The 24820-nt window shown below is 72.3% G+C and carries 25 protein-coding genes; 10 read left to right on the plus strand and 15 right to left on the minus strand.

Features of this window, described 5'->3' with window-relative positions:
- Position 1: 1 nt before the first annotated feature.
- The gene (locus tag DMB66_RS03245) at positions 2 to 919 is read left to right on the plus strand and encodes an SCO2523 family variant P-loop protein (RefSeq protein ID WP_125802487.1); all 918 of its coding nucleotides are present in this window, start codon (positions 2 to 4) and stop codon (positions 917 to 919) included.
- Complete coding sequence (locus DMB66_RS03250; RefSeq protein WP_125802488.1) at positions 916 to 1872, plus strand: SCO2522 family protein; 957 nt, start codon at positions 916 to 918, stop codon at positions 1870 to 1872. Before DMB66_RS03245 ends, DMB66_RS03250 begins: the two co-directional genes overlap by 4 nt.
- Here the strand turns inward: DMB66_RS03250 and DMB66_RS03255 are convergent.
- Together DMB66_RS03255 and DMB66_RS03260 are read right to left on the minus strand one after the other, a co-directional pair.
- The gene (locus DMB66_RS03255) at positions 1857 to 2813 is read right to left on the minus strand and encodes a DUF6879 family protein (protein WP_125802679.1); all 957 of its coding nucleotides are present in this window, start codon (positions 2811 to 2813) and stop codon (positions 1857 to 1859) included. The two genes, DMB66_RS03250 and DMB66_RS03255, sit on opposite strands and share 16 nt — an antisense overlap.
- Positions 2813 to 3751: an SCO2521 family protein gene (locus tag DMB66_RS03260; protein WP_125802489.1), complete on the minus strand. Its 939-nt coding sequence runs from the start codon at positions 3749 to 3751 to the stop codon at positions 2813 to 2815. Before DMB66_RS03260 ends, DMB66_RS03255 begins: the two co-directional genes overlap by 1 nt.
- A gap of 300 nt (positions 3752 to 4051) precedes the next feature.
- Between DMB66_RS03260 and DMB66_RS03265 the strand changes: the two genes are divergently transcribed.
- Positions 4052 to 5005: an FAD-dependent oxidoreductase gene (locus tag DMB66_RS03265; RefSeq protein WP_125802490.1), complete on the plus strand. Its 954-nt coding sequence runs from the start codon at positions 4052 to 4054 to the stop codon at positions 5003 to 5005.
- Positions 5006 to 5090: 85 nt separating this feature from the next.
- Here the strand turns inward: DMB66_RS03265 and DMB66_RS03270 are convergent, their stop codons facing one another.
- From DMB66_RS03270 to DMB66_RS03285, 4 genes are all read right to left on the minus strand, one after another.
- Positions 5091 to 5993, minus strand: coding sequence for an endonuclease/exonuclease/phosphatase family protein (locus tag DMB66_RS03270; RefSeq protein WP_125802491.1), 903 nt, complete (start codon positions 5991 to 5993; stop codon positions 5091 to 5093).
- 87 nt (positions 5994 to 6080) lie between these two features.
- The gene (locus tag DMB66_RS03275; RefSeq protein WP_370318328.1) at positions 6081 to 7178 is read right to left on the minus strand and encodes a winged helix DNA-binding domain-containing protein; all 1098 of its coding nucleotides are present in this window, start codon (positions 7176 to 7178) and stop codon (positions 6081 to 6083) included.
- Between the two features lie 51 nt (positions 7179 to 7229).
- Positions 7230 to 8864 carry a glucose-6-phosphate isomerase gene (gene pgi / locus DMB66_RS03280; RefSeq protein WP_125802492.1) on the minus strand — a complete coding sequence of 545 codons (1635 nt, stop codon included), beginning with the start codon at positions 8862 to 8864 and terminating at the stop codon, positions 7230 to 7232.
- An 80-nt stretch (positions 8865 to 8944) separates the two neighbouring features.
- Entirely contained in the window at positions 8945 to 9319 is a 375-nt protein-coding gene (locus DMB66_RS03285; protein WP_125802493.1) for a DoxX family protein, read from the minus strand.
- A gap of 79 nt (positions 9320 to 9398) precedes the next feature.
- On the opposite strand from DMB66_RS03285, the gene DMB66_RS03290 reads away from it, so the two are divergent.
- A complete protein-coding gene (locus DMB66_RS03290) occupies positions 9399 to 9875 on the plus strand; it encodes a MarR family winged helix-turn-helix transcriptional regulator (protein WP_233624264.1) in 477 nt (158 codons plus the stop codon).
- A 70-nt stretch (positions 9876 to 9945) separates the two neighbouring features.
- Complete coding sequence (locus DMB66_RS03295; protein ID WP_125802494.1) at positions 9946 to 12111, plus strand: glycosyltransferase family 39 protein; 2166 nt, start codon at positions 9946 to 9948, stop codon at positions 12109 to 12111.
- Positions 12112 to 12285: 174 nt separating this feature from the next.
- Here DMB66_RS03295 and DMB66_RS03300 read toward each other — a convergent pair whose 3' ends face one another.
- Together DMB66_RS03300 and DMB66_RS03305 are read right to left on the minus strand one after the other, a co-directional pair.
- Entirely contained in the window at positions 12286 to 12693 is a 408-nt protein-coding gene (locus DMB66_RS03300; RefSeq protein WP_125802495.1) for a cupin domain-containing protein, read from the minus strand.
- Between the two features lie 78 nt (positions 12694 to 12771).
- Positions 12772 to 13461 (minus strand): hypothetical protein, encoded by a 690-nt coding sequence (locus tag DMB66_RS03305; RefSeq protein WP_125802496.1) that lies wholly within the window; start codon positions 13459 to 13461, stop codon positions 12772 to 12774.
- A gap of 130 nt (positions 13462 to 13591) precedes the next feature.
- Here DMB66_RS03305 and DMB66_RS03310 point away from each other — a divergent pair, with 130 nt between their 5' ends.
- Positions 13592 to 14794: a ferritin-like domain-containing protein gene (locus tag DMB66_RS03310; RefSeq protein WP_158647131.1), complete on the plus strand. Its 1203-nt coding sequence runs from the start codon at positions 13592 to 13594 to the stop codon at positions 14792 to 14794.
- Entirely contained in the window at positions 14791 to 15657 is an 867-nt protein-coding gene (locus DMB66_RS03315; protein ID WP_125802498.1) for a hypothetical protein, read from the plus strand. The genes DMB66_RS03310 and DMB66_RS03315 overlap by 4 nt, the downstream gene beginning before the upstream one ends.
- A 30-nt stretch (positions 15658 to 15687) precedes the next feature.
- Here the strand turns inward: DMB66_RS03315 and DMB66_RS03320 are convergent, their stop codons facing one another.
- A complete protein-coding gene (locus DMB66_RS03320; RefSeq protein ID WP_125802499.1) occupies positions 15688 to 16446 on the minus strand; it encodes a P-loop NTPase in 759 nt (252 codons plus the stop codon).
- Here DMB66_RS03320 and DMB66_RS03325 point away from each other — a divergent pair.
- On the plus strand, positions 16408 to 16809 hold the full coding sequence (locus DMB66_RS03325; protein WP_255440324.1) for a GNAT family N-acetyltransferase: 402 nt from the start codon (positions 16408 to 16410) through the stop codon (positions 16807 to 16809). The two genes, DMB66_RS03320 and DMB66_RS03325, sit on opposite strands and share 39 nt — an antisense overlap.
- Before the next feature lie 30 nt (positions 16810 to 16839).
- Here DMB66_RS03325 and DMB66_RS03330 read toward each other — a convergent pair whose 3' ends face one another.
- The 3 genes from DMB66_RS03330 to DMB66_RS03340 form a co-directional block, all read right to left on the minus strand.
- On the minus strand, positions 16840 to 17484 hold the full coding sequence (locus DMB66_RS03330; protein WP_125802501.1) for an alpha/beta fold hydrolase: 645 nt from the start codon (positions 17482 to 17484) through the stop codon (positions 16840 to 16842).
- A 150-nt stretch (positions 17485 to 17634) separates the two neighbouring features.
- Complete coding sequence (locus DMB66_RS03335) at positions 17635 to 18492, minus strand: hypothetical protein (RefSeq protein ID WP_125802502.1); 858 nt, start codon at positions 18490 to 18492, stop codon at positions 17635 to 17637.
- Between the two features lie 11 nt (positions 18493 to 18503).
- Positions 18504 to 19004 carry an RNA polymerase sigma factor gene (locus tag DMB66_RS03340; protein ID WP_125802503.1) on the minus strand — a complete coding sequence of 167 codons (501 nt, stop codon included), beginning with the start codon at positions 19002 to 19004 and terminating at the stop codon, positions 18504 to 18506.
- Positions 19005 to 19195: 191 nt separating this feature from the next.
- Between DMB66_RS03340 and DMB66_RS03345 the strand changes: the two genes are divergently transcribed.
- On the plus strand, positions 19196 to 19636 hold the full coding sequence (locus tag DMB66_RS03345) for a hypothetical protein (RefSeq protein WP_125802504.1): 441 nt from the start codon (positions 19196 to 19198) through the stop codon (positions 19634 to 19636).
- Here DMB66_RS03345 and DMB66_RS03350 read toward each other — a convergent pair.
- On the minus strand, positions 19584 to 20231 hold the full coding sequence (locus tag DMB66_RS03350; protein ID WP_125802505.1) for a response regulator transcription factor: 648 nt from the start codon (positions 20229 to 20231) through the stop codon (positions 19584 to 19586). The two genes, DMB66_RS03345 and DMB66_RS03350, sit on opposite strands and share 53 nt — an antisense overlap.
- Entirely contained in the window at positions 20228 to 21379 is a 1152-nt protein-coding gene (locus DMB66_RS03355; protein ID WP_199751855.1) for a sensor histidine kinase, read from the minus strand. Before DMB66_RS03355 ends, DMB66_RS03350 begins: the two co-directional genes overlap by 4 nt.
- Before the next feature lie 133 nt (positions 21380 to 21512).
- Between DMB66_RS03355 and DMB66_RS03360 the strand changes: the two genes are divergently transcribed.
- Positions 21513 to 22202 (plus strand): class I SAM-dependent methyltransferase, encoded by a 690-nt coding sequence (locus DMB66_RS03360; RefSeq protein ID WP_125802506.1) that lies wholly within the window; start codon positions 21513 to 21515, stop codon positions 22200 to 22202.
- A 219-nt stretch (positions 22203 to 22421) separates the two neighbouring features.
- Here DMB66_RS03360 and DMB66_RS03365 read toward each other — a convergent pair whose 3' ends face one another.
- Positions 22422 to 24617 carry an MMPL family transporter gene (locus tag DMB66_RS03365; protein ID WP_125802507.1) on the minus strand — a complete coding sequence of 732 codons (2196 nt, stop codon included), beginning with the start codon at positions 24615 to 24617 and terminating at the stop codon, positions 22422 to 22424.
- Positions 24618 to 24820: the final 203 nt, after the last annotated feature.

The raw sequence follows: 24820 nt of genomic DNA on the forward strand, positions 1-24820 counted from the left end.
CGTGCTGATCTTCGCGACCTCCGACAAGGGTGGCACCGGACGCTCGGTCACCAGCAGCAACGTGGCCTACCGGCATGCCTTGCAGGGCGGCGACTGCTGCTATCTCGACTTCGACTTCGGCTCGCCGACCGCCGGCGCCATCTTCGATCTGCCGGACGCCCTCGCCGGTGTGCCGGCCGGCGGCCTGCACAGCTACCTGGTGGACGGGGTGGCGGCGCCGCGCAGGATCGACATCTGGACGGAGTCGGAACGCGACGTGCTGCGCGGGCGGCCCGCCGGTGCCGGGCGGCTGACCCTGTTCCCGGGCGACAGCGGCCGGGGCGAGTTCCACGCGCAGCCGGGTGTCGTGGACCGCTGCATCGATCTGCTGGTGCAGGCGGACACCGAGTTCGACCTGGTCATCGTGGATCTGAGCGCCGGCCGCTCGTACGCCACCGAGATCGTCCTGGCGGCGACCGCCGCCGCGGCCCTGCGCGGCGTCGAGGCGCGCTGGCTGGTCTTCCACCGGTGGACGCGGCAGCACATCATCGCGGCGGCCAGCCTGGTGCACGGCCCGCAGGGCATCCTGCAGACCGGCACCCAGCTCGGGCACGAGCTCGCGGCGCTCAAGGCCACCATCCGGTTCGTCCGCACGGCGGTGCTCGATCCGGCCTCGCCCGACCAGGCCGGCCTGCGCCCGGAGCAGCTCGCCTGGCTGGACGTCTGCAACCGGCGGCTGCAGGATCTGGCCAGCCGCGAGCTGGTCGGCCGGAGCACCGTCCTGGGTCAGGTCCCCCTCGACCCGGTGTTGCAGTGGCAGGAGCAGCTGCTGTCCAACGACGACGTGTGGCTGCACCGCACCGCCAACCAGCGCACCGTCAACGCCTTCGACGACCTGGCCAAGAAGATCGTGGACGACGACGCCTGGATCGGGCTGTGACCGCCTACGACGGCGTCTTCGTGGAGCAGAGCGCCACGCCGGTGGTGCGCAAGGTCGCCCTGGCGCACCTGTCCGTCGAGCTGGGCCACCTCTACATGGAGGACTTCGCGGCCGGCCAGCAGCGGTTGCGGGCCCAGTTCGAGGCCGTCCGGCCGTGGGTCGCCGCCGCCCGGCGGGCCTGCGCCGACGAGCTGGGGCAGCGCCCGCCCCGGGTGAGCACGTGTTTCCTGATCGACGACTACTTCACCCGGTTCAGCACGCCGCGGGCGGTGATCGCCGACCTGGTCGCGGCGGCGGACGAGGCCGGGCTCGAGATCGACTATGTGGCCCGGGAGTCCGGCTGTGCGGTCGCCGACGGCATCGACGTGGCGACCCTCGTACGCCAGCATCTGGTGGCCGAGCCGCCCGAGGGTGCCAACGGCAGCCGCCCGCCGACGGCCGTGAGCGGTTGGCTCAGCAACGGGGAACGCGGCGGGGAGGGTCCCGCGTCCGCGATGGCGGCGCCTCGGGCGTGGCGGCCACCGCGGCAGAGCGCCGTGCAGAACCACTCGATCTTTGTGGACATCGAGTTGTGGAACGGGCCGGCGGACAACCCGCATTGGTCATGCCCGTTCCTCGCGGCCGTCTGGCAGCTGCAGCGGCTGGGACTGATCCGGCACCTGGGCGAGCCGGTGGGCGAGCCGCAGCGGATGGACCCGGCCGACGCGCCGGAGGAGTGGGAGCGGATGCCGGCCATCGTCCAGCTCAATCCGCACGCGGCAGCCTTCCGGGCATACCGGACGTTCTCCGCGCTCGGGGCCCGCTACCTGCCGATCGAGCTGGCCGTGCGCACGATTCTGGGCCAGATCGCCGTGGACGCGACCGTCGCGGAGCAGGTCGTGGAGCGGGCCGGCGCCGAGGGGATCACCCTGCCCGGCGAGCTGGTCGACCGGATCCGCTACGCGTTCCTGTGAGCGGCGTCCGGATCGCGGGAGACGTCCCACAGCTCGCGGAAGAGCTGCGCGCACTCCTTGACCCGGGAATCGGTGAGAACCAGGCGGGTCTCGGCGATCTGGGCGTGCTTCGGGTCGGCGGTCGTGGTGGGGTTGGTCTCGTACGCCAGGGTGTCGTCGAAGACGATCAGGTCGCGAACCTGGACCCGCAGCGGCGGCGGCACCGCCGCCCGGTCGAGCAGCCGCACGTCGATCCGCATGTCGCGCTGTTCCTCGCAGGCGCGCCGGATCGCCGGGTCGTCGGCCATCCCGGGCGAGTCGAGCACGAAGATGCGCCGGACCCGCTTGCCGCTGCCGGCGGCGCGGCGCTGGGCGTCGAGGTAGCGCTGGCCGATCTCGCTCTGCCAGAGGTCGTGGTCGACGGCCGTCATGCTGATCGCGTCGATGCTGACGGTGGCGTTGCGGGTCAGGCCCAGCAGCCAGTCGCGGTCCTCGCCGTAGTAGGTGACCGTGCCGCCCTCGGCGAGCTGCTTGAGGAAGTCCGAGGTCTCCTTGATCTTGGCCTGGACGAAGTGGTAGACGATCGGCGGCGAGGTGGGTGAGATCTGCGTCGAGTTGCGCACCAGCTGGGTGACCAGGTCGGTCTGCAACGCGGACGCCTCGATCAGCCCGAACAGCTCGGTGGCCTCGCTGATCTGCGAATAGGCGTCGCCGACCAGGTGCTTCATCTCGGTCATGCCGTCCTTCTCCAGCTTCTCCACGGCCGCGAGCCGGTTTTCGAAGTCCACCAGGAACCGGATGATCAGCGCGATGCCGCCGATCAGGATGGAGAGCGTGATCTGGACGTGCTGGGGCTGGTTGAGCGCGTTGGTGATCAGGAAGGTGGCCCCGCCGAGACCGACGGTGAGCAGCGCCTTGCGGGTGACACTGGAGTGTTCGGACGACTGCCCGCCCAGGGACATCACCGCGGGGCCGCCGCTGCCAGCGCCGCCACCGCACCGACCGACAGCTGATCGCGGATCCGGTGCACGAGGGTGGTCCACTGCCGGCTGAAGCCGGGCCGCCGGTCCAGGGCGGCCCAGACCTCGGTGGCGACCTCGTCGCCGCGGGCGCCGGGCATCCACAGGTGCAGCAGGTAGTCGATGGCCGGCAGCAGCCGCTCCAGCGCGGCGCGGCGCTCGATGACGCCGATGGCGCTCTTGCCGACGATCTCCAGCAGCGTGCTCAGCAGCCAGTCGTGCAGGGCCACGTCCTCGGCGAGCGCCGTCAGCTCACCGGCCCGCTCCGGCTCGCCGCCGGGCACCCACAGCTCCAGCAGCCGCAGGTCATCCGACCGGACCGAGTACCGGATCCGAGGTGCGTCCGAGCCGATGCGCGCCGTCCACCGCAGCCGGGTGCGCGGCGCCCGCAGCCGGACGGGCCCGCCGCCCGCGTGGGAACGCTGGACCCGGTCGGCCGCCCGGCCCGCCATGGCCCCCAGGTCGAGGGCGTCACCGGGCCGGTCCGGTCCGGCGAGGGCGGCGGCCACCTCGTCCCACCGGGTGCGGCTCAGCGTCTCGATGACGCCCGGCCGGGTCAGGTAGTGCGACCACGGCTGCCGGGCGCCGCCCTCGGCGCGGACCAGGGTGGTGGCGGCGGAGCCCTGCACCACGTGACCGCCGGTGATCGCGGCGCGCTGCAGCGCGGTGCCGACCCCCCGCACCCGGCGGGTGGCGCCGGCCGAGCCGAGTCCACAGTCGACACCGACGGGTATCTCCGGGGAGCGCACGTACGCGATCGGCCGGTGCGACACCAGCACCGGCTCACCGATCACGAGGTCCACCAGGCCGCGGGCCTGCTCGGCGGTCACCGGTTCGGGCCCGCGGAGCAGGCCGGTGTGCACCTCGCCAGCGATCAGCATCGGCTCCCCCATGCACGGCGGTTCCGGAACACCGGGGAGACGCCGGACGGCGCGCAAGGGTCAGCGGTGACCGATGACTCCCCAGCGGCGTGGCCCCGTGCCACGCGTGTCGCCAGCCTGTCGATTGCACCGCATTCGATCGCGGAACGCAACACGCTCAGTATCCATAGTCAAACACTGTGTGGATTTCGCTAGCACCTTCCGGGCCGACCGGACAACCTTCCCGCGCCATTGTCCGCATCCGCCGTACATTTACGTCCCTCTACGTGAGAACGGTCGGCGCCCGGATAGCGTCGGACGATGACCCGTGCCCGACCCGATGTCCTGACAATCGGCGCCGGCGTATCAGGCCTGACCACGGCCGTCCGGCTCGCCGAGGCGGGGATGCGCGTCCGGGTCCGCGCGCGGCAGAGACCCGAGCGGAGCACGTCGGCGGCCGCGGGCGCCATCTGGGATCCCATCTACGCCAACCATCCGCTGGTGCTGCGCTGGAGCACCCGCAGCTACCACGTCTTCTGCGACATGGTCGCCGCGGGCCGGCCGGAGGTGCGGCTCGTGCCCGGCGTCGAGGCCTCCCGCAGGTCGATCCCGTCGCCGGGCTGGGCCCACGACCTGCCGGGCTTCCGCGAGTGTGCCGCCGCCGAGCTGCCGGGCGGCTTCGCCAGCGGGTGGCGCTACACCGCGCCGATCATCGACATGCCGCCCTACCTGGCCTATCTGGAGCGGCGGCTGGTCGCGGCCGGCGGCGCGCTGGAGATCGGGCACGTGCGCTCGCTCGGCGAGGAGCTGGCGCCCGTCGTCGTCAACTGCACCGGGATCGGCGCGCGTGAGCTCGTGCCAGATCCCGAGGTGGAGCCGATCCGCGGCCAGCTCGTCGCGGTTCGCAACCCCGGGGTGACGGAGTTCTTCGCGGAGCACACCGAGGAGCTGGAGGAGATGACCTACCTGCTCCCCCAGGGTGACGTGCTGCTGCTGGGCGGCAGCGCCGACAAGGGGCAATGGGACCCCGAGCCGGACCGGGACGTCGCCGCCGGGATCGTGGCCCGGTGCGCCGGGATCGTGCCCGCCATCGCGACCGCGCGGGTGCTCGGGCACCGCACCGGCATCCGGCCGCAGCGCCCGGAGATCCGGCTGGAGCACGAGGAGGTCGGCGGGCAGCACGTGGTGCACAACTACGGGCACAGCGGCGCCGGGGTCAGCCTGTCGTGGGGCTGCGCGGACAGTGTGCTGGAGATCGTCCGGGCGCTCGGCTAGCCCAGCTCGACGATGGTGTCGCCGGACTCCAGGAGCTGCGCACCATCGCCGGCCGGCACCATCGCGTCCGCCTCCGCGAGCCTGCTCAGCCGGCGGGGCGGGCCTCGGCGGAGGCCGCTCCGCGCAACAGGCGATGGTCGGAGAGCCCCGGCTCGACCGCGTCCCCGCGCACCGTGTGGAAGTCGGCCGAGGTGACGAAGATGTCGTCGAACTTCCGCCCGCCCGCGATGGTGCCCTCGCCCGTGTCGCACTCGCGGGCCCCCGCCGCCAGGCACTCCGCCGAGAAGTGGTCCCGATCGTTCTCGTCCACCTCGGCGAACCTGCCCGTGCCGGCCGCCCCGGCGCGGATGGGCCCGACGACGGAGGAGGTGAACGAGTCGGCGTTGACGTCCGCGCCGATCAGCACCGGGGATGTTCCGGCCCACTGCCCCACGTACGCCATCAGCTGGCTCGTCCCGTTGTCGGGCTTGATGTACTGGGCGAGGTGCGTGCTGCAGGCCAGCGTCGTCCGCCCGTCGACGGCGCCACGTGCGCACAGGACCGAGCGGTTCTCCTCGCCGGACGGCACCGACAGGTTGCCGACCAGCCGGTCAACCGGACTGCTCGTCTTGACGAGCACGCCGAGACCGAACCTGGCATCGGCGTTCCACTTCCGGCAGCCGTCCGCCTCCAGGACCGTGGAGGTCCACACCGCACGGTATCCCGGCAGGTTGTCCCGCAGCGCGACCCACTGGCCGATGCAGAGCTCCTGCAGCATGACGGCGTCCGCGTCCCAGGCGGTGATCTCCCGCTTGATCGCCGTGGTCCAGGCCGACAGCCCCAGGGTGCTCTGGCAGGCACTCGCGCCGCAGACGTTGTATGAGATCGTGCGGATCGGCCCGGCCGTCGCCGGCGTGACGACGTCCGCCCGCCCGGCCGTCGCCGGCGCCAGCACGACCATCGCCGCGGTCGCCGCGGCCGCGGCCAGACATCGTTTCCAGAAGCCCATGTTCGTCCCCGTTCGGTGTGCGGGCGGGAAGTGTATCGACGGGGACGATCATCACCTCCGGCTGGTGCCGATCAACCTGACAAAGCGCTACGAGGCCCAGCTGATCCGCGCGGGCAGGCCGACGAAGGCCGCGTACGGCTGGAGGGCCTCCTCCGCCCGCGCCCGCTCGGCCGGGCCGAGCTCCACCAGCGGCTGGATGTCGATGGTCACCGCCTTCTTGCCGAGCGTGCGGGTCCAGGTGCCGACCACCCGGCCGCCGCGGACCAGGGTGGAGCGGAAGACGCCGTTGCCGCCCGGCACGACCGCGGCCAGGTGCCCGTCGTCCAGCATCAGCGTGCGGTCCCGGTAGCCCAGCATGTATTCGTCGAAGCCGGGCAGGGCCACCCAGTCGTCGGCCACCTCGCTCAGGTCGCCCGCGAGCAGTGCCGGGTCGACCAGCATCTCCGTGCCACCGACCCGCACGGTGGTCAGCGCCGCGCCGGCCGCCGCCACCCCCGCCTTCACGTCCGTCATGGTCAGCCCGGTCCAGCGGACGAGGTCGGCCCGGGTCGCCGGGCCGTGACTGCGGAAGAAGCGGGTCGCGATGATGCCCAGGGCCTCGGCGCGCGACGGCCTGTTGGGCTGCGGCGCCCACTCGTCGAGCAGCACGAACGTCTGCTCCTTGCCGATGTGCGGGGCGATGCAGGTGACGCCCCGCTGGCTCGCATACCAGAGCAGGTGGTAGCCCATCTGCGGGCCCAGCTCGACGCCCGCCTCGGCGAGGGCCGCCAGGCACTCGGCGCGGGTCAGCCGGTCGCCCTTGAGGATCGTGGCCAGGATCTCGACGCCGCGGTCGGCCGCCGCCTCGGACAGGCCGATGGTCTCGCGGCGTTTCGCCGCCCCGGCCAGCACGCGCGTGCCCATCAGCTCCAGCATCCAGCGCGCGTCGGCGGGCGGGACCAGGTGGACGGTGCCGCGCATCGGCCAGGTGCGGATCGCCTCGCGGCGCTCCAGGGCCGCGCGGACGTCCTCCTCCGTGCGGCCGGGCAGGCGCCCGCCCAGCGACCACAGGCCGCTGGCCATGTCCTGCGCCTGCATCGCGCCGAACCACTCGACGATGCCGGCGACGTCGTCCCGGCCGGACGGCGGGGTGAGCAGGAGGCTGCGCATGCGCAGGGCCAGTGCCTGCGCCGTCGTCAATTCCACAGACGCAGCTTAGGGCGCCCCTCTGACAGAAAAGGGGCGCCCGGAAAACGATCAGCGGCCGCGCTGGGTGCGGTACCGCGCGATCAGCGCATCGGTCGACGAGTCGTTGCCGCCGGCCGCGGCGGCCTGCGGCGCGGTCAGCTGCGGCGCGAGCTGGTTGGCCAGGACCTTGCCGAGCTCCACGCCCCACTGGTCGAACGAGTTGATCTCCCAGATCGTGCCCTGGGTGAACGTGGCGTGCTCGTAGAGCGCGATGAGCTGGCCCAGGACGCCCGGGGTGAGCTTCTCGGCCAGGATGGTGGTGGTCGGGTGGTTGCCCGGCATCACCTTGTGCGGCACGATCTCCGCCGGCACGCCCTCGGCCTCGATCTGCTCGGCCGTGCGGCCGAACGCGAGCGCGCTGGTCTGGGCGAAGAAGTTCGACATGAACAGGTCGTGCATCTCGCCGGTGTCGTGGTTGGGCACGCTGAAGCCGATGAAGTCGGCCGGGATCAGCTTGGTGCCCTGGTGGATGAGCTGGTAGAAGGCGTGCTGGCCGTTGGTGCCGGGCTCGCCCCAGAAGACCTCGCCGGTCTGGTAGTCCACCCCGGAACCGTCCAGGCGCACGTGCTTGCCGTTGCTCTCCATGGTCAGCTGCTGCAGGTACGCGGCGAAGCGGTGCAGATACTGCGAGTACGGCAGCACCGCGTGCGACTGCGCGCCGAGGAACGTGTCGTACCAGACGTTCAGCAGCCCGAGCAGGGCCGGCACGTTGCGCTCCAGCGGCGCGGTGCGGAAGTGCTCGTCCACGGCGTGGTAGCCGGCGAGCAACTCGGCGAAGCGCTCCTTGCCGATCGCCAGCATCACCGACAGGCCGACCGCCGAGGGCAGCGAGTAGCGCCCGCCGACCCAGTCCCAGAAGCCGAACATGTTCGCGGTGTCGATGCCGAAGTCGGCGACCCGCTGGGCGTTGGTGCTGACCGCGACGAAGTGCCTGGCCACCGCGGTGGAGTCGCCGCCGAGGCCGGCCAGCAGCCAGTTGCGGGCCTCGGTGGCGTTGGTCAGCGTCTCCTGGGTGCCGAAGGTCTTCGACACGATCACGAACAGGGTGGACGCCGGGTCCAGGTCGTGGGTCTTCGCGTACAGGTCGGTGGGATCGATGTTGGAGATGAAGCGGCACTCCAGGCCCGCGTCCGCGTACGCCTTCAGCGCCTCGTACGCCATCACCGGCCCGAGGTCCGACCCGCCGATGCCGATGTTGACGATCGTCCTGATCCGCTGCCCGGTGGCGCCGGTCCACTCGCCGGAGCGCACCCGGTCGGTGAACGCGCCCATCCGGTCGAGGACCTCGTGCACGTCGCGGACGACGTCCTGGCCGTCGACGACCAGCGTGGCGTCGCGCGGCAGCCGCAACGCGGTGTGCAGCACGGCACGGTCCTCGGTGACGTTGATGTGGTCCCCGGCGAACATGGCCGCGGTGCGCTCGCGCAGCCCGGCGCGGTCGGCCAGCGCGATCAGCGCGGTGAGGACCTCGTCGGTGACCAGGTTCTTGCTGTAGTCCACGTAGAGGTCCGCCACCTGGGCGGTGAGCCGTTCACCGCGCCGGGGGTCGCTGTCGAACAGCTCGCGCAGGTGCACGCTCGAGAACTTCTCGGCGTGCCCCTGCACAGCCTGCCATTCGGCGCTGTCGGAAACGTGTTCGCTCATTGCCTTGACTCCCGCCTGGACCTGAATTCTCGCGTTCATCGTGGCACGGATCGAAGCGGACCGCCGCGAACCAGGGCCGGTCAGAACGAGTACGGTCCGAACCTGCCCCAGGCCACGAAGGCGGAGAGCAGCAGCAGGATGGCGCTCGGCGCGACGGCCTGGTACTCGTTGCGGCGTACGTGCACGATGACCGCCCCGATCATCATCAGCACCAGGCCGAGCGCGGCCAGCGGCACGAAGACCGGCGCGATGTCGAGCGCGGCGGGCAGGATCAGGCCGATCGCGGCGAGGACCTCCAGGACCCCGATGGCCTTGACCATGCCGGGCGAGAAGTCCTCGACCCAGGCCAGGCCGGATGTGACGAGCGCCTCCTTGGGACGCAGCGCCTTCATGAGGCCGGCCGCGAGGAAGGCGAGGGCCAGCAGTCCGGCCACGATCCACAGGACGATGTTCATCGGTTGCCCTTCGAAGAGTTGAACGTTCTAGTGAAAGGTATGCGGTTTGAGTTGAACGGTCAACCGGTAAGATCGACAGGTGGACGATGAGGTGAACTGGCTCGACGAGCAGCAACTACGGTCCTGGATGCGCTTCGCCGCCCTGCTCGTGGTCCTGCCCGGCGAGCTGGACGGCGAGATGCAGCGCACCGCCGGCATCACCCAGTTCGAATACACGGTGCTGGCCGGCCTCTCCGAGGCACCGGGCCGCACCCTGCGGATCAGCAGCCTGGCCCGGTTCAGCCAGGGCTCGCTCTCCCGGATGTCCCACCTGATCAAGCGCCTCGAGAAGCGCGGCTGGATCCGCCGCGAGCTGGACCCGGCCGACGGCCGCTACACCAACGCGATCCTCACCGACGAGGGCTGGGCCAAGGTCGTGGCGACCGCGCCGGGCCACGTCGAGACCGTCCGGCGCCTGGTCGTCGACGCGCTCACCCCGGCCCAGCTCCGCCACCTCGGCGACATCAGCAACCGGATCGTGCAGGGCATCGACCCCGGCGACTGCCCCCAGCAGTGATCCACCTCTCACAGCTGCCCCACAGAACGGTCACAGAGCCCCCGTAGCCGCGGTGCCGAGGGTGAGGGCCATGACGACGTTGATGGACCGGCCGGCCCCGGCCGCAGACCTCCCACCGGCCACCCGGCACGCCCGCCGGACCGGCTGGGAGAAGCCCGCCCTGATCGCGCTGCTGGGCGCGACGGCGCTGCTCTACCTGTGGAACCTGTCGGCGTCCGGCTGGGGCAACAGCTTCTACGCCGCCGCGGCCCAGGCCGGGGCGCAGAGCTGGAAGGCGTTGCTGTTCGGCGCGCTGGACGCGGGCAACGCGATCACCGTCGACAAGCCGCCCGCGGCGATGTGGGTGATGGGCCTGTCCGCCCGGATCTTCGGCGTCAACAGCTGGTCGATCCTGGCGCCCCAGGCCCTGATGGGCGTGGCCGCCGTGGCCCTGCTGCACGCGAGCGTGAAACGCTGGTTCGGCCCGGCGGCGGGGCTGCTCGCCGGGGCGGCGCTGGCGCTGACCCCGGTGGCGGTGCTGATGTTCCGGTTCGACAACCCGGACGCGCTGCTGGTGCTGCTGATGACCGCGGGTGCGTACACGACGGTCCGGGCCGTCGAGACGGCCTCCGGGAAGTGGCTGGCCCTCACCGGCGTGCTGCTCGGCTTCGGCTTCCTCACCAAGATGATGCAGGCGTTCCTGGTGCTGCCGGCGTTCGCCCTGGTCTACCTGCTGGCCGCGCCGACCGGCCTGGGCCGGCGGATCCGCGACCTGCTGGTCGCCGGCCTCGCCCTGGTCGCCTCGGCCGGCTGGTACGTCGCCCTGGTGTCGCTGTGGCCGGCGTCGTCGCGGCCGTACATCGCCGGATCCACGAACAACACCCTGTGGGAGCTCGCGCTCGGCTACAACGGCCTGGGCCGCATCCTCGGCGGCGCGGGCAACGGCGGAGGGGGCGGCGCGGGCGGTCAGAACGTCGGCTTCGGCGGGGCCACCGGCATCGGCCGGCTGTTCGGCACGGCGATGGGCACCGAGATCTCCTGGCTGCTACCGGCCGCGCTGATCGCACTGGTGGCGGTGCTGGCGGCGACCTGGCGGGCGCCGCGCACCGACCGGGCCCGCGCGGCCGCGGTGCTGTGGGGCGGCTGGCTGCTGGTCACCGGGGCGACCTTCTCGTACATGAGCGGCACGATCCACCCGTACTACACGGTGGCCCTGGCCCCGGCGATCGCCGCACTGACCGGCATCGGCGCCCGGGTGCTGTGGCTCTACCGCGGCGCCCTGCCGGCCCGGGCCGCCCTGGCCGCGATGGTGCTCGCCACCGCGACCTGGGGCTTCGTGCTGCTGGGCCGCACGGACTGGCTGCCGGCGCTGCGCTGGGCGTCGCTCGCGGTCGGGGCGCTCGCGGCGCTCGCGTTGCTCGCTCCGGCGCTGCGGCTGCGCAGGCTGGCGGTGGCCGCGGTGCTGACGGCGATGCTGTCGGCGGGTGCGGGCAGCGCGGCCTGGGCGAACGCGACGGCCGCGAACGCGCACACCGGCAGCATCCCGAGCTCCGGCCCGGCGGCGGCCTCGTCGTCCGGCGGCGGCCGAGGATTTGGCAACCCCAACGGTACGGCGAACGAGGCCCGCAACCGCAACACCGGCACCACCGGTCCGACGGCTCCCGGCGACCCGGCCGCGGAATCACCGCCGACGACCGGCAACACGGCCGCGGAATCACCGCCGGCGACCGGCAACACGGCCGCGGAATCACCGCCGACGACCGGCAACACGGCCGCAGGACAAGCACCGACGACCGGCGACGCACCGGCGGCGGCCGGCGGGCCGGGCGGGACCGGCGCACCGGGCGACACCGGCGGGCCGGGCGGCACCGGCGGGCCGGGCGGCGGCATGGGCGGTGAGGGCAGCACGAACAGCGAGCTGAGCGCGCTGCTCAAGGCGAGCACGGCAAAGTGGTCGGCGGCGGTCAGCGGCGCGACCTCGGCGGCCGGCCTGGAGCTGGCCAGCGGCACCGCGGTGATCGCCCTGGGCGGCTGGAACGGCAGCGACCCCTCCCCCACGCTGGCCCAGTTCCAGGCCTACGTGGCGGCGGGCCAGATCAGCTACTACATCGCGGGCGGCGGCATGGGCGGCGGCGGCCGTGGCGGCCAGGACGGCACGAGCACAGCGGCGTCGCAGATCGCGACCTGGGTGGCGGCGACGTACCCGGCCACCACCGTCGGCGGCAGCACGGTCTACAACCTCACGACCGCGAGCTGACTCCACCGCGGATCCCCGCGCTCACTCCGGGCGCGGGGATCCGCATGCTCGCAACGACGCCCCGAAGCGAAACGCACGAAACGGGCCGTCCACGGACCAGCGCGACCCGAGGCGGCATGCGGGCGATGCGCGAACGCTCGACCCCAGTTCCACGCGACCGGCACACCTTCATGGTCATCCGGACGGCGGCCACGCGCCTTCCTCGATACGCGCCTCCGACCGGCTGTCTGCCGGCCAGGGCGGCATCGTCGCCGCCACGACCTGGAGCGGCTGGGCACCCGGATCGGCCCGGAACTGGAAGATCGTGCCCAGCGGTATGGTGAGGCAGACGCCGGGATGCAGGCGCGCTGTCCACGAGCGGTCGCCGTGACGGCGCCACATCTCCCCGCTCCCGGCGATGACATACCAGATTTCTTGCACGGTGGCGTGCGACACCGCCTTCGAGACCTGGCCTGGCTCCAACTGGAAGTGGGCGAAGCTGCCGACGCCCGCGATCGCGCCCAGCGGCCGGACCGTCGAGCCGTCCGGGGCCGGCACCCGGGGAGCCTCCGCCAAGGACCGGGTGTCATCCGTGTCGCTCATGGAACGTATCTTGGTCGATCCCCGCCATGCTTGGGAACCGGGCTACCTGGATCACCACCAGGCCCGGCCGGTCGTGGGCTACGCAGGCTGGCGAGGCGTGTAGGCCACCCGGAAGAAGCCACGGATCGGGCGCTGCCCGAGGCCGAGGTTGTGGTCGAACGTGACCGGCCTGGCCGGCGCGCTGGTGTCCATCCGAATGGTGATGTCGTCGCGGCGACCACGATTGGGGTCGTACACCCGCAGGGTCACCCGGCTGCCGTCCGCCCCGCTGCCATAGGCCAGCACCTGATGGTTGAGCCCCAGATCCTTCGGATTCCTCGAGGCCGTGGTCACCACACCGATCGGCACCGGCAAGCCCCGATCCAGGTCCTTCTTGATCTGCGGCCACTGGACCCGAACCGTACGCCAGCCGAGTCCGCGTTCGGTGACGACCCGGCGCCCGAACAACTTGATCACGTTGTCCCCGTCGGGAAGGCTCATCCACTGGTAGAACTGGGCTACGCCCGCCGGCGCGTGCCATGAGTCAATCAGCCGATCGACGATGTAGCGATAGAGCGGATCGCCGGCCGCCGGCCGGTCAAGCCCCGGTGCCCGCCCGGCCAGCCAGTAGTCCAGAGCGGCGAACGCCATGCCGCCGCACAGCCCACCACCGGCGTTGCCGATCCCGATGTCGCCGAAGGGCGTCGGCAGAGTGACCGCCGGCTGATCCGGCCACGCGTTGGTGAACGCGAAGCCGTGCCGCGAGGGCAGAAAGTCATCCACCGCCATGCCGCCAGGCTAGGTCCGACGCTCCGGGCAACGCGGTGACGCGTCAGCATTCCGACCGCACGAACGGGTGAGGAGTCGGCGTTCGGACAAATGCCTGGAGGACCGCCGCGAACTGCGGGACAAAACTGCGGTGACCATCGACACGCGGGAGGAGCTCATCGACGCACTCGTCGAGGCGTCGGAGGTCGAACACGGCGTTCTCCTGCAATACCTGTTCGCCGCGTACTCGTTGAAGAAGCGCGCTGACGAAGGCCTGAGCCCGGCCCAGCAGGAGCGGGTGCGCCGGTGGGCCGGCGCCCTGCTCGCCGTCGCCCGGCAGGAGATGGCGCACCTGGGCTGCGTCTGCAACCTGATGTCCGCCATCGGCGGGGCCCCGCGGCTGGGCCGGCCGAACTTCCCGCAGCCCGCCCACCGCTACTACCCGTTCGACTTCCGGCTGCGGCCCTACGGCGACGAGGCGCTGTACCAGTTCGTCTGCTTCGAGCTGCCGGAGGGCGAGCCGCCGCCGGCGCCGCCCGGCCTGTCGTCGGCCGCCGCGGCCGGCGTCGTGCCCGACCCGCTCACCTACCTGTTCCTCGGCGAGCTGTACGCGAAGATCCGGCACGGGTTCGAGGTCATCCCCGAGCGGCAGCTGTTCATCGGGCCCCGGTTCGCGCAGGACACCGACGACTGGTCGAACCGGCTCTCGCTGCGGCTGGTCACCGACCGCCGCACCGCCCTCGCCGCGATCGACGCCATCGTGCTGGAGGGCGAGGGCTCGCCGGGAAGCCGTACGCCGTCGCACTACGCGACGTTCCTCGCGTTGCGCAGCGCGCTCACCGCGGAGCCGGAGGGCTTCGCGCCGGCCCGCCCGGTCGGCTGGGATCCGCGGACCCGCAGCCATCCCGACGCACCCGACGCCGGCACCCTGATCGTCCATCCACGCACCGTGCGGGTAGCCGAGCTGGCCAACTCGGTCTACGTGTCGGTGCTGATGATGCTGCTGCAGTACTACTCGTTCGGCGGCGAGATCCCGGCCCAGCGGGACGCCCTGCGGATGGCTCTGCGCAACCTGATGAGCGGGGTCTTCCGTCCGCTGGCCGAGATGCTGACCGAGCTGCCGGTGGCGCGGGACGGCTCCGGCGGAACGGCGGGCGCCCCGTTCGAGATCTACACCGAGGTCCAGATCGCCACGCAGCCCGCCAACCGGTGGCCCATCCTGCTGGAGCGCCTGGACGCCGCGGCAGCCGCCTCGTCGGAGCTCGGGGCGGAGCTGCCCCGGCTGGCGTTCCTCGGGCAGAACTTGCGCTGGCTCGGCCGCAACCTGCGGGGCGTCGCGGGAGGCACGGCATGACCGTCTCGCTCGGCTTCGCCGGCTGGTTCCAATGCCGGCTCGCCACCGATCCCGACCCCGCCGACGAGCCCCGCGGCGTCAGCGGCTACGTCCACGCCCTGGCCGGCGAGCCCGACCTCGACCGGGTCCTCCGCCTGCATCCGGCCGGGACGGTCCCGCGCCCGTTCTGCCCGCCGATCGGCGTCACCGTCCGCACCGTCCGCGTCGACGGCCGCATCGAAGCCGGCCATCCGCTGCTCGGCGCGGCCGTCGACCTGCTCGACACGCCGGTCTTCGAGGGACGCAACGGCATCGTGGCCGACGACGGATTCGAGCCGATCGTGCCGTTCCACCCGCAGATCTCCGCCGGCCGGTTCCGGCTGCGCCGCAGGCACCGCGACCGCGAGGAGTTCCCGTTCGACGATCTGCAGCCCACCGGCGTGCAGCCCGGCCTGACCGACATCGCCGACGCCACCGGCATCACGGATCTCGCCGACGTCTGGCGCGCCCGCAAGGATCAGGTGGACGAAGCGCTGGGGACCGCCCCTGACGAGACGAGCCGCACCGCGCTCGCGGCGCGCAGCGCCCTGCTCGGCAATGCGCGGCTGGCCGCCTTCTTCCCGGTGCGGATGCTGTATTCGGTCGCGCTGGCCGGCAGCGGCGAATGCCACGACCCGGACGGCGTGCTGCCCCGGCCGGCCGACTTCGACGCGCCGTGGACGGCCGACTTCTGGCTCGGTGGCTGGGACGCCGACGCCCTGAGCGGCTTCGTCAAGGGCATGCTCCAGTTCGGCCTGGCCGGCGGCGCCCGGTCGCGCGCCGACGCGGAGCCGGATCCGTTCGCGCCCCCGCCGGCTCCGCCGCGGTCGCCCAGACGGCCCTGAACGATCCCCCGGATCGCGCCCACGAGCGGGTCACGCCGCGATGTGCGCCGCCACCGCCTCCAGAACGGGGCCGAGATCGGCGGCGTCGATCACCGCGCCGGGCCGGAACGGAAGCCGCGCGAGCCGTTCGACGCCGCTGGCCCAAATGGTGCGCTCGCCGGGCGCCGGCGCATACAGCTCAGTCTTCTCGCCGCAGCAGGGGCACTCGAAGTACGCCATGTTCTCCACCCCGCCCAGCACCGGCGTCCGCACCTCGCGGAGCGCGCTGAGGGTCCGGCCGGTGTCCAGATGGGCGACCTCGGCCGGTGTCACCACCAGGATCGTCGCGACCCGTCCGGCACCGGAGAGCACGCCCTGCTGCGTGAAGCTGATGCCGGGCGGCAGATCCACGACGAGGGCCTCGATGTCGCCCCAGTTCGTTTCCCTGATCAGCCGGCCGAGCATGAGATCGCCCAGGTCCGACCCGAGCGCGAAGCCCTGGCTGCCGGCCATGAGGAAGCCCGCCGACGCGACCTTGAGGCCGCCCACGTCCATTGCCTCCAGCCGGGAGCCGCCCCACCCCGCGAGGGTGACCGACGTGGCCCGCACGTCGCGGCGCAGACCGAGCATGCGGGGCACGTCGGGGCCGGCCAGGTCGGCGTCGACCAGCCCGGCCCGGCGGCCGGTCCGGGCCAGCTCGCGGCCGATCGCGACCGCGACGCTCGACTTGCCCACGCCGCCTTTGCCGCTGGCCACGGCGATGATCGGCAGTTGCGCCGGCGATCGCCGGGAAAGACCGGGTACGTCCATACGGCAACCGTACTGAAGCGCGCCACCGTAGGGCCGGCATCTGCCACGTGCCTGGGAGATTGCTCCATTCGCCGGGGAGGGTCGGCGGGCCGTTTCCGGATGTCCCAACCGCCTACGATCAACACCGGGCCCCGAAGCGCCCGACGTGAGCGGTGGGGCCGGGGCATCGCGACGCGGGCGCTCGCCCGGTTCGTGACCGAGGACGAGCCGACCCGGCCGGTGTACGCCCACGTCGCCGTCCACCACGCCGGCTCGATCCGGGTCTTGGAGAAGGCGGGCTTTCGGCGAGACGTCGAGGGGGAAGCTCAAGCACCGCCACCGGACGACGGCGTCGCCGAGCTCGTCTTCGTGCTTGACGCGTAACTCGCACAGCTGCCGTGGTGCGAGTTACGCCTACTGCGGCAGATATGCGGTCAGCCGGTCGGCGAGCTGCTTCGGGTGGCTGAGCGCCACCGAGTGGCAACCGTCGACCTCATCCGGGGTGACGCCGAGCCGGTCGGCGGCCACCCGGCGCTGGAAGTCCGCCGGGAAGAACCGGTCCTCGCGGGCGATGAGCACCTTCGTCGGCACCTCCGGCCAGGCCTCCAGCGGCCAGGGCTGGCCCCACTCCGCGCTGGCCTGCTCCCGGCCGTGCGCCGCGGCCTCCGCGACGATCTCGGCCGGCACACCGTTGTAGAACTGCTGCTCCTCGCTGAGCCCTTCCGCGCCGCGATAGCCGGTGTTGGCCCACCAGTCCCCGGGCCGCTCACCGGGCCGCGGGATCATGGGAGTGAGCAGGACGATCATCCGCACCGGCAGCTCGCCGGCGATCAGCGGCGCGGTGAACGCACCGTACGAGTGGCCGACGACCACCAGGTCTCGCCGGTCGCCGATCGCGGTGACGACCGCCTCGCGGAACTCGGCGAACCCCGCCGAGCTGTCCTCGATCGGCAGCTCCGGCACCACCACATCATGGCCGCGGCCGGCCAGCTCGGGCCCCAGCAGATGCCAGTCCCAGGCACTGCCCCCGCCGCCGTGAATCAGAACGAAAGTCGCCATGCCCCGAAGCATCACACATGGGTACGACAGCCCGAGGGGAACGCACGCCGGAGAGAGGTGGGAGCAGTCCCGCGAGACCACGCCCACCTCCGGCCGTCAGCCGCCGAGTCATTCCACAGTGGTCAACTGGCCGTCCTTCTGCCGCACCGTTCAGCGGGTCGGCGGCTTGCCGTCCGCGGACGCCCAGATCACCACGACGTCGCCGGCGAGCGGTGCCACGTCGTACACGATCCACGTGCCCGGCACCTGGGAAGCGGGAACGTCCAGCGACGTCTTCTGCCGGCGATCCTCCCCTATGGACTCTGACACGATGATCCGGTAGCTGGCGGTCTGGCCGTTCTCGGCCAGCTGCCGCCGCGCGTCGGAGACGTTCTTGCCGACCAGGGCGCGCAGTTGCGCCTGCTGACCGCTGGACAGGACCGGCGCGTCGCCCTCGACGGACTCGCCGGGCCGCGGCGTACGGCCGAAGACGATGCGGGCGTGCCCGTGGTAGGCGAGCGGGACCCTGACGCCGACCCCGCAGTTGCCGTTCGCGGTGCAGTTGCCGGGCGCCTCCACCGGCTCGATCCCGGGCGAGGACTCCTCCTCGAAGATCACCCGGCCGACCTCGTCGGACGCGGCCGGGGCCAGCGCGAGGTCGATATCGAGCCCGCGCGCCGCCAGCTCCTCGCGGTAGCGCCGCGGGTCGGCGGCCGGGTCCAGGATGCGGATCTCCAGGTACGTGCCGCCGGTGGTGATCCGGAGCGCGGCGGCCCGCGCCGGCGTGGGACCGCCCGGGCTCGACTCGGGCAGCCAGACGCTCGCGGCCACGACGGCGGCGGCCAGGCCGGCCGCCAGGGAACCGCCGACGGCCAGGCGCGGGCCCCACTTGCGGCGCGGGGTCGGCGACGGCGCCGACATGACCCGGCGTAGCAGGTCGTCGGCGGCCGGGCCGGTCGGGTCGGCCGCGGCGTGCGGGATGTCCAGCTCGGGTGCCAGGAGCTGGATCATGCGGTCGGGCTCGGTCATGGGTATCCCCTCTATTTCGTGAAAGACGGTGCGCGCAGCGCCGCGGCGAAGCGGGCCCGGGCGCGGTGCAGGCGGATGCGGGCGGCGTTGGCCGAGCAGCCGAGCGCCACGGCCAGTTCCTCGGTGGACAGCCCCTCCCAGGCGACCAGGCGCAGCAACTCCTGGTCGGTGGCGCTGAGGGTGGCGAAGGCGGCCGGTACCTCGGCGGGCACCTCGGGCGCGGTGACGATGGCACCGCTCAGCTCGTGGCGCAGCCGGGCGGCGAGGTCGGTGTCGCGGCGCTCCGCGCGGTACTGGTTGGCGAGGACGTTGCGGGCCACCCCGAACAGCCAGGGGCGGCTCTTGCCGGCCGGGATGTCACCGAACCGCCGCCACGCGACCAGAAACGTGTCCGCCACCACGTCGGCGGCCGTCTCCGGCCGGCCGGTGCGGCGCAGGGCGTACCGGAGCAGGTCGTCGTAGCAGGACCGGTAGAGGCGTTCGAAGAGGGCGGCGTCGGGTGCGCGTGCCAAGGTTGCTCCCTCGGTAGGTGATGTCGGGCGCTCCCGCCCGACATCACCTACATGTCTGTCGCCCCGGGGCCATTTCCTCGAAAGGAGTCGAATTAATCGATCCTTCCCCACCAGGTGCCCCGGCTGGTGTACCTGGTGGTCGCCGGGCTGGTGACGGCGGAGTCGGCGGTCGTCGCCGGGCTCGTGCTGCCGTGGCCGGCGCCTCCTACGATCTGGTCGCCGCCCGCGCCGGGCACGCCAGCGGCGCGCTCGCGGTTCTCGTCGTCCTGATCGCCGTGCTGGTCCCGGTCGGCCGGTGGCTCGGCCGCCATCCGGGCCCGCTCGGCATGCTCGGCGTCCAGCTGGGGCGGCTCCGGGAGCTGGGACCGGTGCGGCTGCTCGGCGAGCTCAGTGGACGCTCCCGGACGACGGTCGACGTGGCGCTGAGCTTCGCCGGCCTGCTGGCGCTGGCCGGCCTGTTGCTGGTGGTGATCCCGCCCGTGGTGCGGTTCAGCGGTCTCAGCACCACCGACGCGGCCATCAATCTGGTCGGAGCGCCGCAAACCGCCCCAGCCGAGTCCGGCTGCCTAGCGAGGGACGTCAGGCACTCCCCGCGTCGCGGGCCAGCAGAGCCGCCTGGACGCGGTTGGTGACCTCCAGCGCGGCCAGGATGCGGCTGACGTGGGCCTTGACGGTGCTCTCCCGCATGGTCAGGCGGGTGGCGATGTCGGCGTTGGTCTCGCCCTGGGCGAGCAGGGCGAGCACGTCCCGTTCCCGGGGCGTGAGCCGGTCGAGCCGGGCCCGAGCCGCCGCGGAGGTGGGCTGGGTGGTGGCGTGGTATCGGTCGATGAGGCGGCGGGCCGCGGCGGGGTGGAGCATGGCCGAGCCGGCGGCGACCAGGTGGACGGCGCGCAGGATCTCGGCCGGGTCGGTGTCTTTGAGCAGGAACCCGTCGGCGCCGGCGGTGAGGGCGTTGTAGACGTGGTCGTCGAGGTCGAAGGTGGTCAGCGTGATCACCCTCGGGGGGTTGGGCAGGGCCCGCAGCCGCGCGGTGGCGGTGATGCCGTCCATGCGGGGCATCCGGATGTCGACGAGGGCCACGTCGATCCGGTGGGCGATGGCTCGTTCGACGGCCTGGAGGCCGTCGGCGGCCTGGGCGACGACCTCGATGCCCGGGTCGCCATCGAGGAGGTCGGCCAGCCCGAGGCGGACCAGGGCGTCGTCGTCGACGATCAGGACGCGGATCACGCGCTGTCCCGGTCGCGTCCGGCCGCGTCCCGGCCGATGGCGGCGGGGTGCGGGAGGTGGGCGGTCAGCCGCCAGGCTCCCGCGCCGGACGGGCCGGCGCGGAGCTGACCGCTGAGGGCGGTGACCCGTTCGCGCAGGCCGACGAGGCCGTACCCGGAGGCGACGCTGTCGGTGACCGGCGTGCCGGCGGTGTTGGTGACCTCGATGACGGTGCGGGGTGGCCGGTAGTCGACGCGGACGGTCACGTCGGCGCCGGCAGCGTGCTTGCGGGCATTGGTCAGTGCCTCCTGAACGATGCGGTAGGCGGCCAGGCGGTGCGTCGTGGGCGCCTGGTCCGGGCGGCCGTCGGTGGTCGCCTCGACGTGCTGGCCGGCGGCGCGGGCCTGCTCGACAAGGTCGTGGACCTCGGCGATGACGGGAGTGAGCCGGTCACCGGCGCCGGGGCCACGCAGCGCGCCGAGCACGTCGCGCAGGTCGGCCAGGGCCTCGGTGGAGGTGGTACGCAGCAAGCCGAGGCGTTCGACGACCGGCGCGGGCAGCGTGTCGGCCCTGGTGGACAGGACACCGGAATGCAGGGCGAGCAGGCTCAACCGGTGGGCGAGCACGTCATGCATCTCCATGGCGATCCGGGACCGCTCGGCGGCCCGGGCGGCGTCCTCGCGAAGCTGCCCCTCGATCCGTAGGTGCTCGATGTCCGCGGCCAGCGCCTGGAGCAGCCGCCGCCGGTTGCCCAGCCACAGACCACCGACCACGGCCAGCAGGGGCAGGAACACGGCGGCCGCGTACCGGTCCGGGGTCCACAGCGAGGTCACCGGCGGACCGAGCAGGTTGCCGCCCAGGGCGACGGCAGCGCATCCCACGGCCATCCGGGCGCGGCGATGCGCGGCCAGATCGAACAGGGCGACCAGCAGCAGCGTCACCATGGGCCACCCCCACCCCAGCGCCACGGCGGTGGCCGCGAGCTGAGCGGCCGGCTGCCACGGGCGTACGAGCAGGGCCGCCCCGGCCAGCACGGCCACGGCGACGGCCGCGACCAGGGTGCGACCGTCGAGGATCATCGCGCAGTTCAGTGCGGCGACCACGGTCAGCAGCGCCACCAGCACCACGCGTCCGTACGTCGTCCATCTCGCGCCTTCGCTCCGGGCCACTCTGGCCACCCTAAGCCGCCGGCAGTGCTCGCAGGACCGACGATCCGCCACGCGGACCCCCGACTTTCGTAGGGAGAGACCGTCACACAACGACAGATTAAACGGACTGCGGGGACTCCTAGCGTCGAATGCCATGAGCAACTGGACCGTCTCTCCCGATCGTGTGCCGGCTCGGCCGAAGGCCGACAGCTGGATGTTTCTCCGCGAGGCCGCTCGCGACATGCGCACCACCGGCGCGATCGCCCCGAGCGGCAAGGCCCTGGCCCGCGCGCTGACCGAGCCCGTGCGGGCACGGACACCGCGCCCGCTGACCATCCTGGAAGTCGGCGCCGGCACGGGTGCGGTCACCCGTGCCCTCATCCCTCAGCTGTCCGGCGGTAGCCGTCTCGACATCGTGGAGGCCAACCCGCGCTTCGCCGCACGGCTGCGCCACCTCGTCGCCGACCATCCCCACCTGGCCGGCCGGCCCGGCCAGGTCGACGTGCACCAGACGTACGTCGAGAACCTCGACACCGAGCAGCGCTACGACGTCATCGTCTCCGGCCTGCCACTGACCAACTTCACTCCCCGGCAGGTCGAGACGATCATGGGCGGGTATCTGAACCTGCTTCACCCCGGCGGCACCCTGACCTACTTCGGCTACCTCGGCACGCGCGCCGCCCGGGCCCTGTTCGCCTCCCGGGACGAAGGCCGCCGGCACGCCGGTGTGAACGCCGTCATGGCCGCCTACCAGTCCACCTATGCGGCCGGCCGCCGGACGGTGTGGGCGAACCTCCCCCCGGCCGGCGTCTGGCGCCTCGACCGCCCCCTGGCCAAGCCGTGACAGTCGGTGCCTTCCCGTCCTCCTCATGACCACGAAACCACGGGGGTCAGCCACCCGGGCGATCGCGGGGTCTCCCAGCAGCTGGGTGGTCGGTGGCGCCGCAACGTCGTCCTCAGCATCGTCGCCGGCACTGCCGCCTGCCTGATCATGACGAACGTGGTCCGGCCGGGCTAGATCCGCCCGCCGTCCGGGGACGACGGGCGGACGATCGAGGGCTCCTCAGACCGCCGCGGGCTCGGCGATCGCCGTGGTTGGTTCGGCGGGCACGTCGTCGAGCCGGCGGCGCAGCTTCTCGCCTTCGACGTCGACGTCGGGTAGCAGCCGGTCGAGCCATCGTGGCAGCCACCAGGCGGTGTCGCCGAGGAGTGTCAGCACCGCGGGGACGATGATCATTCGGACGATGACGGCGTCGAAGAGCACGGCGACGCCGAGGGCGAAGCCGACCGATTTGATGATGGCGTCGGGGGCGAGGATGAAGCCGGAGAAGACGCTGATCATGATGATCGCGGCGGCGGTGACGACCCGGGCGCCGTGGCCGAAGCCGGTGATCACCGCCTCGCGGGCCGGGGTGCCGTGGACGTAGTCCTCGCGCATCCGGGTGACCAGGAAGACCTGGTAGTCCATGGCCAGGCCGAAGACGATGCCGATCAGGATCACCGGTAGGAAGCTGATGATCGGGCCGGTCTGCTGGACGCCGAGCAGTTCGGCGGCCCAGCCCCATTGGAAGACCGCGACCACGGCGCCGAAGGTCGCGGCGACGCTGAGCAGGAACCCGAGCGTGGCTTTGATCGGTACGAGCAGGGACCGGAAGACCAGCATCAGCAGGAGGAACGCCAGACCGACGACCAGGCACAGGTACGGGGCCAGCGCGGCACCGAGCTTCGCGGCGATGTCGATGTTGACGGCGGTCAGGCCGGTGACGGCGATAGCGGCGCCGGGCACGTCGCCGTCGGTGTCGCGGATGGCGCGTACCAGGTCCTTGGTGGCGGTGTCGCTGGGTCCGCTGGCCGGGATGACGCTCAGGATCGCGGTGTCGCCGGCCTGATTGATCGTCGGGTCGCTCACCGAGGCGACGTCACCGAGGTCGCGCAGCTGTCGGGCGACCTGGCCGGCGGTTTGGGCGGCGGTGCCGGTGCTCACGTCGACCACGACGACGAGTGGGCCGTTGAATCCGGGGCCGAAGCCGGTGGACAGCAGGTCGTAGGCCTTGCGCTGGGTGGTGTCCGGTGCGGCGGTGCTGTCGTCGGACATCCCGAGGCGTAGTCGCGTCGCGGGTAGGGCGATCACCCCGAGCGCGACGACCGCGATCAGCAGGGCTGCCACCGGCCGGCGGGCGATGGCGCGGACCCAGCGCAGTCCCATCGTGTCGCCGGTGCGGGTGTGTTCCGGGCGCAGCCCGCGGATCCGGCCGGCGGTGATCCGGTGGCCGGTGAAGCCGAGCAGGGCCGGCAGCAGGGTCAGGGCGATCAGGACGGCGACCGCTACGGTGAATGCCGCGGCCAGGCCCATCTGGGCGAGGAAGGGCACACCGACGACGGTCAGCCCGGCCAGGGCGATGATGACGGTGAGGCCGGCGAAGACGACCGCTGAGCCGGCGGTGCCGACCGCCCGGCCGGCCGCGTCCGCGGGGGAATGGCCGGCGGCGAGTTCGGCGCGGTAGCGGGAGACGATGAACAACGCGTAGTCGATCGCGACTGCCAGCCCGAGCATCAGGGCCAGGACCGGGGTCTGCGCTGACAGGTCGACGAACCCGGAGAGGGTGGTGATGGCCCCGATGCCGATGCCGATGCCCAGCAGCGCGGTCAGCAGGGGCAGCCCGGCGGCGATCATCGACCCGAACGTGATGACCAGGACCACCGCGGCGACGCCGACCCCGATGATCTCACCGAAGCCTTGTTCGGTGGGTGTGTCGATGGCGTCGCCGCCGACCTCGACGTTCAGCCCGGCGGCACGTGCCTGCTCGACGACCGTCGTCAGGCCGGTGCGGGCGGTGTCGGTGAGGCTGTCCGCGGCGACGGTGAAGTTCGCCTGGGCGAAGCCGATCGTGCCGGCCTGGCTGATCGTGCCGGCGGTGAACGGGTCCCGGACCGAGGCGACCTGGGGTGTCTTCTTCAGGCCGGCGACCGCGGCGGTGATCGCTTGTTTGTTGGCCGGGTCGCTGAGTTTCTGACCGGTCGGTGCGGCGAATACCACGCGTGCGGTGGCCCCGTCGGCCGATGCCTGGGGGAACCGGTCGGCGAGCAGGTCGATGGCCTTCTGCGCCGGGGTGCCGGGAATGCTGAACGAGTCCTGGGTGGGACCGGACAGGGTGAAGGCACCGATCAGCGCGGCCGCCAGGATCGACAGCCATGCCACAAGCACCGCCCATCGGCGGCGGAAGGCGAACATGCCCAGCCGATACAGAAACGACGCCATGCTGGTTCTCCATTCAAGGGTCTTCGGGACGCCTCAATCCTTCGTAGCCGGGCACCTTTCGTCTTCGGCCTGCCGCCGCGACCTGACCCGCTGTGATCGTGGTAGCGCCGGCCGTTTCCTACCGCGTTCGCAGGTGCCGGCATGACCTGCGCGGATCGGGCTACTGCGCCGGCAGTAGTTTGTTTGCGGGGGTGCGGCGGGTT

It is taken from the genome of Actinoplanes sp. ATCC 53533, assembly GCF_003947245.1.

Bases quoted from the DNA above. Each gene is read 5' to 3' on its own strand.
- DMB66_RS03305 (WP_125802496.1), bottom strand. From the start codon at position 13,461: ATGGCGGTGGATGACTTTCTGCCCTCGCGGCACGGCTTCGCGTTCACC.
- pgi (WP_125802492.1), bottom strand. From the start codon at position 8,864: ATGAGCGAACACGTTTCCGACAGCGCCGAATGGCAGGCTGTGCAGGGG.
- DMB66_RS03270 (WP_125802491.1), bottom strand. From the start codon at position 5,993: ATGGGCTTCTGGAAACGATGTCTGGCCGCGGCCGCGGCGACCGCGGCG.
- DMB66_RS03300 (WP_125802495.1), bottom strand. From the start codon at position 12,693: ATGAGCGACACGGATGACACCCGGTCCTTGGCGGAGGCTCCCCGGGTG.
- DMB66_RS03365 (WP_125802507.1), bottom strand. From the start codon at position 24,617: ATGGCGTCGTTTCTGTATCGGCTGGGCATGTTCGCCTTCCGCCGCCGA.
- DMB66_RS03330 (WP_125802501.1), bottom strand. From the start codon at position 17,484: ATGGCGACTTTCGTTCTGATTCACGGCGGCGGGGGCAGTGCCTGGGAC.
- DMB66_RS03335 (WP_125802502.1), bottom strand. From the start codon at position 18,492: ATGACCGAGCCCGACCGCATGATCCAGCTCCTGGCACCCGAGCTGGAC.
- DMB66_RS03285 (WP_125802493.1), bottom strand. From the start codon at position 9,319: ATGAACATCGTCCTGTGGATCGTGGCCGGACTGCTGGCCCTCGCCTTC.
- DMB66_RS03315 (WP_125802498.1), top strand. From the start codon at position 14,791: ATGACCGTCTCGCTCGGCTTCGCCGGCTGGTTCCAATGCCGGCTCGCC.
- DMB66_RS03260 (WP_125802489.1), bottom strand. From the start codon at position 3,751: ATGCTGATCGCTGGCGAGGTGCACACCGGCCTGCTCCGCGGGCCCGAA.
- DMB66_RS03360 (WP_125802506.1), top strand. From the start codon at position 21,513: ATGAGCAACTGGACCGTCTCTCCCGATCGTGTGCCGGCTCGGCCGAAG.
- DMB66_RS03320 (WP_125802499.1), bottom strand. From the start codon at position 16,446: ATGGACGTACCCGGTCTTTCCCGGCGATCGCCGGCGCAACTGCCGATC.
- DMB66_RS03295 (WP_125802494.1), top strand. From the start codon at position 9,946: ATGACGACGTTGATGGACCGGCCGGCCCCGGCCGCAGACCTCCCACCG.
- DMB66_RS03255 (WP_125802679.1), bottom strand. From the start codon at position 2,813: ATGTCCCTGGGCGGGCAGTCGTCCGAACACTCCAGTGTCACCCGCAAG.
- DMB66_RS03265 (WP_125802490.1), top strand. From the start codon at position 4,052: ATGACCCGTGCCCGACCCGATGTCCTGACAATCGGCGCCGGCGTATCA.